The sequence below is a fragment of the Magnetococcales bacterium genome (assembly GCA_015228935.1).
In the GTDB taxonomy this organism is placed as follows: Bacteria; Pseudomonadota; Magnetococcia; order Magnetococcales; family DC0425bin3; genus HA3dbin3.
This window is the reverse complement of sequence record JADGCO010000156.1, coordinates 1-7,204: the sequence shown is the minus strand read 5'-3', so window position 1 is coordinate 7,204 and position 7,204 is coordinate 1. Positions and strand designations below refer to the sequence as shown.

Annotated in this window: 7 protein-coding genes; 5 read left to right on the top strand and 2 right to left on the bottom strand. The window is 52.2% G+C overall.

Annotation, left to right across the window (positions count from 1 at the left end; all coding sequences use genetic code 11):
• The first annotated feature begins 461 nt into the window (after positions 1-461).
• The 5 genes from HQL65_19865 to HQL65_19845 all read left to right on the top strand — a co-directional run bounded on the left by HQL65_19865 (position 462) and on the right by HQL65_19845 (position 4,916).
• Complete coding sequence (locus HQL65_19865; protein ID MBF0138493.1) at positions 462-1,031, top strand: hypothetical protein; 570 nt, start codon at positions 462-464, stop codon at positions 1,029-1,031.
• Positions 1,028-1,621 carry a hypothetical protein gene (locus tag HQL65_19860; GenBank protein MBF0138492.1) on the top strand — a complete coding sequence of 198 codons (594 nt, stop codon included), beginning with the start codon at positions 1,028-1,030 and terminating at the stop codon, positions 1,619-1,621. Before HQL65_19865 ends, HQL65_19860 begins: the two co-directional genes overlap by 4 nt.
• Positions 1,618-2,781, top strand: coding sequence for an AAA family ATPase (locus tag HQL65_19855; protein ID MBF0138491.1), 1,164 nt, complete (start codon positions 1,618-1,620; stop codon positions 2,779-2,781). Before HQL65_19860 ends, HQL65_19855 begins: the two co-directional genes overlap by 4 nt.
• Positions 2,782-2,995: 214 nt before the next feature.
• Complete coding sequence (locus HQL65_19850; GenBank protein MBF0138490.1) at positions 2,996-4,048, top strand: virulence RhuM family protein; 1,053 nt, start codon at positions 2,996-2,998, stop codon at positions 4,046-4,048.
• Between the two features lies 1 nt (position 4,049).
• Entirely contained in the window at positions 4,050-4,916 is an 867-nt protein-coding gene (locus tag HQL65_19845; protein ID MBF0138489.1) for a uracil-DNA glycosylase, read from the top strand.
• Between the two features lie 207 nt (positions 4,917-5,123).
• Here HQL65_19845 and folD read toward each other — a convergent pair whose 3' ends face one another.
• Together folD and trxB are read right to left on the bottom strand one after the other, a co-directional pair.
• Positions 5,124-5,984 (bottom strand): bifunctional methylenetetrahydrofolate dehydrogenase/methenyltetrahydrofolate cyclohydrolase FolD, encoded by an 861-nt coding sequence (gene folD, locus HQL65_19840; protein ID MBF0138488.1) that lies wholly within the window; start codon positions 5,982-5,984, stop codon positions 5,124-5,126.
• A gap of 72 nt (positions 5,985-6,056) precedes the next feature.
• On the bottom strand, positions 6,057-7,019 hold the full coding sequence (gene trxB / locus HQL65_19835) for a thioredoxin-disulfide reductase (protein ID MBF0138487.1): 963 nt from the start codon (positions 7,017-7,019) through the stop codon (positions 6,057-6,059).
• Positions 7,020-7,204: the final 185 nt, after the last annotated feature.

Below are 7,204 nucleotides of genomic sequence, written 5' to 3'. Positions count from 1 at the left end.
GGGGGAAGGGCTGCGCCCTTCCCCCTGGTGGGGTCCGGGGCGAAGCCCCGAAAAAACGGAGCCGGAGTTCACGACAATGCCACTGTGTTTCCCAGGTTTACAAAAACAGTCATGCGTGTTAAAATCCACACAACGCATTGGTTAGGTAGACCCAAAGAAACCCGATAAATATAATAATCCATATCGCAGCCGTTCAAAATATGACCTCCAAAATAAACCTGTTCGATCTGGCCCAACAAAATTCAACTGATATCGAAACACTCTATTCAGCCTGTCTCTCCGGAGCCACAAAAACAGAGTGCGAAGCGTTTGCCAATTTCATCAGACAGGAGGGGAGGGTCTCCATCAATTTCATTCCCGGTAATTTCAAGGAATTTTTGGCCACCACCGGCCAGCACTTGAATGTCTACGAACGGGCAGAACGCAAGACAACGGAGTCTGGAAAAACCCAAGAGCAGGAGTTGGAAATACTGCTGAAATCTTATTACACCAAACGCCTGGGATTCCATGCTGCCATCGAAAATGAAGAATCCATGCGCTACGGTGCCCTCAATGCCGGAGGCCTGGGTGCCGGTTACGGTGAATATTGTGCCGTATTGAAAGCCGGGTTTCCTGAAGTTGAACAGAATATTGCCTATCTCAAGTCCGATTCCCTGAATAATTACGTCGATTCAGCAGGCCATGTGGATACAAACAGTCTGGCCAGGGATTTGGCCCCTGACTCGCATAAATGCCAATTGGCCACGATCAAGCACGAAAAAGAAATTCCGACCTGTCCAAGAAAAGATTGGCCAAGCCTGGTGTGTTTTGATAAGGTTTATCTGGAGGTCATCTTCACACAGCCCCTTACGCCAGCGTCCCTCAGTCGGGTACGAATAAGTGAAAAACATGTGCTTGATTATGAATCTCTGGCCTTTAAATCCGTAACTTCAGGACTTGATGAAGATGAAAAAATCCGGTCCGGTTTTTATATGAATATTTTGGATCTTTTAAGAAACCAAAATATTTTATTGGAGGTCATCCCATCATGATAGAACTGGTCGCAATCCACGAAGAAGACGGTTCGGCATTTGTCCGCACTGAAGACGGATTGATCGTGATTCGGCCTCCATACCATGCCTGGAGCCGATACAATGCCACCGAAAGCATGGTGGAACAAGGAATTGTCCAACATGGATTCACGCAGGCTGAAGGAAATTTTTCCGACTGGCAAGCCTTGATCCAACACTTGAAACACGTGCAGATCGCTGCCCATAAAAATCGTGAAACAACAACGATTAACGAGCGAGATATTGAAAATTTAATCTATGAAATGCCCGCCGATCATTTGGCGTTGTTTTTGGATCGTGTTGAAAAAGAACTTTTGCCCAAGGCACAATGGGCCGCCGCTGAAAAATTATTGACCAAAATGCTCGGCATTCCAACACTTCAGCAATCAAAAGAGCTAAACAATCGAACTCTGTTGTTATTAGAACGCAGTCAGGAAATCAGAAAAAAAATTCAGGAAGCTGCCGATTCAAATATTTTCAACAGTCCTGCTTTGCAATTTCCCCATGTTTCGCCATCAATCTGGCCGCATGCGAAGAAGCGGGTCTATCCAGGCCCCGTTTTTCCATCATGAAAACCATCACCTTCTACTCCTATAAAGGTGGCGTGGGCCGAACCCTGGCCCTGGCCAATGTGGCCAAATATCTGGCCCGCTTTGGTCAAAAGGTCGTCGTCATGGACTTTGATCTGGAAGCGCCGGGTCTCCATTATAAATTTGGCCTGCAACACAAATCCGAAAAACCGTTGCAGGGGGTCGTCGATATCCTGCACACCTTCGTCAGCCAGGGAAAACTTCCTGCTTCCCTGAATGATTTCATGTACGAAGTCAACATTGACAAGACACCCAAACGGGGAAGCATCCATCTTCTTCCCGCCGGGGATGCACCGACAGGGGCTTATTGGCGCAAGTTGGCCGTCATCAATTGGCATACGCTCTTTTATGCAGAACCAGCCCCCCCGGGCATACCCCTCTTTGAAGAGTTGCGTCTGTGGATCCAGCATGACTATGCACCGGATTTTTTGTTGATCGATTCGCGGACCGGCATTACAGAAATCGGGGGAGTGGCCGCCACCGTCATGGCCGACATGGTGGTCTGTCTGTTGATCAACAATCCAGAAAATCTGGAAGGTGTCCGCGCCATCATGCGCAGTATCCGCAAGGCACCCCGACTGGAAGATCGTGAAGCCGTGGAAATCCTCCCCGTGCTGACCCGCATTCCCAAGGATGCGGATGTTTCAATTGAAAATAAAATATTGGATCATGTGCGTTTGGTGCTTAATGAAGAAGCTTATGAATTGGCGGATACGCTGAATGTACAAGAAATTTATATTTTACATTCTGAACCATCTCTGCAAATTCAGGAAGTTTTGGCTATGGATGGTGATGCGAAACCTGAAAATTCGCCTTTGTTACAGGATTATTTGCGGCTCTTTTCCCGCATGATTCCGCGGAAAACGATTGAACCTTATCTTGAGGAATTAATTACTGAAATTAAATTATTGTATTTTGATGATCCTGATGAGGCGCAGAAAAAAATGGAAGCATTGGTTAATTTCAGCAATCATCCGTTAGCTTATCGATCTCTTCTTAAGTTGTTCGAAATAGGAAGGACTAACCCTAAAATTGTTGCACATTTTGCTGATAGATATCTTAGTTTAACAAGCAATCCAGATGATGAACTACAGAAAGATTTTCTTTTGTATTGTATTAGTCCTCTTGAACTTGGGCCATAATCATCGTTTCAGCCACCGGGCTGGTGACGCCCACCCGGCTTGCTCGCAACAAACTGGAACTGTGGCCCAAACGATGACCATGGCCTCTGCGCCGTCATTGCCTTTGCCGCTGCATCAGCCGGGGAAGATATACCCTATCCTGGTATTTCCAGAGTGGAAAATGGATCGATGATCATCGAGTTGACCAGATGTGCCCAATCAGGGAGCTGAGTGCATGAACAAAGGGTCATCCAAAAATCTGACCATGCGCAACAGCACGGTGGAGTTCCTCGTTTTTACCCAGCAAGCGGGTGAAAACAGCATCGAGGTCCGCTACGAAAACAACACCATCTGGCTTACGCAAAAGCTGATGGCGGAGCTGTTTGCCGTTGACCGCTCCGTGATTGCGAAACATTTGAAAAATATATTTAATGACAATGAGTTAGATGAAAAGGCAGTATGTGCAAATTTTGCACATACTGCCGCCGATGGCAAGGTTTACCAGACACAATTCTACAATCTCGACGCCATCATTTCCGTTGGCTACCGGGTGAACTCCATTCGGGCCACGCAGTTCCGCCAGTGGGCAACGCAGGTGCTGCGGAATTTTGCCATCAAAGGCTTTGTGCTGGACCGGAAGCGATTGGAAAACGGTTCTTTTCTGGGCGAGGATTATTTTGAACGCCTGCTGGAAGAGATTCGGGAGATTCGCCTGAGTGAACGGCGTTTTTATCAGAAAATCACCGATATTTACGCAACCAGCATTGATTATAATAAAGACGCCCCCACAACACGGGAATTTTTTGCCAAGGTGCAAAACAAGCTGCACTACGCCATTCATGGCCATACAGCGGCAGAGTTGATCAGAAAGCGGGCGGACTGTTCGCAACCGCATATGGGGCTGACCAGTTGGGAAACAGCCCCACAAGGCAAAATCATGAAAACCGATGTGACGGTTGCCAAGAACTACCTGACAGCCGATGAACTGGAATCGCTGGGCCGTGTTGTCAGTGCCTATCTTGATCTGGCCGAGGAGCGGGCACGGCGCAGGATTCCCATGACCATGGAGGATTGGGCACGCCGGCTGGATCAATTCCTTGCATTCGATGACCGCGAAATCCTGACGGATGCAGGCCGCATCAGCGCCAAAATTGCCAGAGAGCATGCCGAAAGTGAATTTGAAAAATATCGGATCATTCAGGATCGTCTCTTCGAGTCGGATTTTGACCGGGAAATAAAGGTTCTCACCGAGAGTGCCAAGGGACAGAAAAAAGGGACGGTGTCGTAAGATGACAGTGCCATCCATGGTTGATTCGACAGAGCTGCTGGCCACACTCGGCTATTGGGAAGAGTGCGGCGTCCAACTGCCACCCATGAGCAGGAACCCGGGCCAAGCTCATTCGCCCAAAATCCGGCCCAGGATGCCTTTGTTACAGGCCAAAGAAAATATTTCGTTACAAAACAATCCTGAATTTTCCTCCAGGTCGGAGCCACCGGCCAGGGTGCCGATACGACCAGCACCCGTTTTACCACCCGTGACCACTCCGGCCCCGATCCTGCCGGTCCAGGAAGTGACCATCGCACGGGGAGGAGAAACCCTGGAAGATATTCAGCGACAAGTGGCCGTCTGCACCCAGTGCCGTCTGGCGGTGACACGCAACCAGACCGTCTTCGGAACGGGTTCTGCCCAGGCACCCGTGGTGTTTGTCGGTGAAGGCCCGGGAGAGGATGAGGATCGCCAGGGGGAACCCTTTGTGGGTGCCGCCGGAAAACTCTTGAATCGCATGTTGCAGGCCGCCGGCTTCAACAGGGAGACGATCTATATTGCCAATGTGGTCAAGTGCCGTCCGCCGGGCAACCGCAATCCGCTGCCGGAAGAGATGACCGCCTGCCAGGGCTATCTGTTTCGGCAATTGACCCAGATCCAGCCCCGGGTGATTTTTGCCATGGGCAAGATTGCCATCACCTGCCTGCTGGGTCAGACAGGTGCGGTAAGCCGGGTGCGCGGAAAAATTCACGAATGGCGCGGTATCCCGGTCATTCCGAGTTATCATCCGGCCTATTATCTGCGCCAGCCCGCCCAAAAAAAAGCGGGTTGGCAGGATTTGCTGGTGTTGCTGAACCTGTTGCAGTCCGGGTCGCAAGACCGGCCATGAGCATCCATTCGACCACGTATCTATTCAGAACCCTTGCAAAAAAAAGATTTAATATGAAAGATTTTGTTGGGGCTCCGCCCCAAACCCCGCCAGGGGGAAGGACACAGCCCTTCCCCCTGGACCCCCATCCCAGTTTTTCAGACGTTTTTTAATGAAGGGAACTGAATAGTTACTCAACCACAAGGATTGCTTGTCAGTCGCTCGCTCTCAAGTCACCAGACCATGAGAACGTTTGGCCCCTTCGACGGTATTTTTCAGGAGCATGGCGATGGTCATGGGACCGACACCGCCAGGAACCGGTGTGATGGCGGCGGCGCGTTGTTCGGCAGCGGCAAAATCCACATCGCCGCAGAGGTGTCCCTCTGGATCGCGATTCATGCCCACATCGATGACCACGGCACCCTCCTTGATCCATGATCCCTGAATCAGGCCTGCCTGACCCACGGCAGCAACCAGAATGTCGGCCTGCCTGATGATGGCAGCCAGATCCGGCGTGCGCGAATGGCAGATGGTCACGGTGGCATGGGCGGCCAAAAGCAGCATGGCAACCGGTTTGCCGACAATGTTGGACCGCCCCACCACCACAGCGTGACGACCGGCCGGATCAACCCCGCTGACCCGCAACAATTCCATGATGCCCCAAGGGGTACAGGGACGGAAACCAGGGTTGCCGGTGAACAGGCGTCCCATGTTGAGGGGGTGAAAACCATCCGCATCCTTGTCGGGAGAGATGCGCTCCAAAACCCTCTGGGCCGTGATTTGCCGGGGCAGGGGAAGCTGAATCAAAATGCCATGCACAAAAGGATCCTGATTGAGGCGGTTGACCAGATCCAGGAGTTCACTTTCCCGGGTACCGGCCACCAGCTCGTGGGAAAACGATTCGATCCCCACTTCGGCGCAGGCGCGTTTCTTGTTGCGCACATAGACCTGCGAGGCCGGGTCACTGCCCACCAAAACCACGGCCAAGCCGGGTTGGACCTTGTGACGCTGCCGCAGAAGAGCGATCTCCGCCTTTAACTCTTCACGGATTTTACGGGCAATTTCCTTGCCGTCGATGATCGTTGCCATGTGAATCGTGCCTCGGTTGCGTTGCGATGCGTCAACCGCATCCATCCTGTTGGATCCCGGGTAGCCCGGTTTTTACTTGCGGGACGCCGCATGCTCCAGGGTACTCAGGTAACGTTCGGCCTCCAGGGCCGCCATGCAGCCGGTGCCGGCCGCCGTGATGGCCTGACGAAACACATGATCCTGGACATCGCCGGCAGCAAAGACGCCGGGAATGTTGGTGGCGGTGGAGTCGGGTTTGGTGATCAGGTAACCCTGATCATCCTTGTCCAGTTGATTTCCGAAAATATCGGTATTGGGTTTGTGGCCGATGGCGATGAAGACGCCATTGACGGGTATTTCCCGGAGTTCGCCATTTTTGACATTCTTGACCCGGATAGCGCGGACACCGCCGGCACCGGGATCCCCGAGAATATCATCCACGGTGACATTCCAGACCGGCTCGACCTTGGGATTGGCAAACAGCTTGTCCTGCATGAGCCGCTCGGCCCGCAGGGCGTCACGACGGTGGATCAGATAGATTTTGCTGCAAAAGTTGCTCAGGAAAATGGCCTCTTCCACGGCGGTGTCGCCACCACCGACGACCGCCACTTCCATCCCCTTGAAAAAGAAACCATCGCAGGTGGCACAGGCCGAAACCCCAAAACCGCTGAGGCGCTTTTCGGACTCGATGCCCAACCAGCGCGCCGAAGCCCCCGTGGCAATGATCAGGGCATCGCAGGTATAGACATCTCCGCCGTCACAGGTCAGTTTGAAAGGGCGTTGTTGCAGATTGACCTCGGTGACCAGGTCAAAGATGATCTGAGTTCCGAATCGTTCGGCCTGGGCCTGCATGATCTGCATCAGCTCCGGACCTTGTATGCCATGCTCGAAACCGGGGAAATTATCCACTTCGGTGGTGGTGGTGAGTTGTCCGCCCGGCTGCATGCCCTGGATCACCACTGGCTTGAGATTGGCACGGGCCGTATAAATGGCGGCAGTATACCCGGCCGGGCCGGAGCCGATGATGATCACCTTGTGGTGGGTCGTTGTGGGCATGAGTCGTTCTCCTTCGACTGTTCGCGGATTTCGGATTGGCGGCAAGACATGCAACCGGGAATGGCCCTGGCTTCATGGACCCGATTATAACATACCCGTCCGGCAACCCAATGGATGATCCATCGTAACGATTCAGCCCCCCTGTTTTAGTAAACGTTTGAAAAACTGGGAAGGAGGTCCAGGAG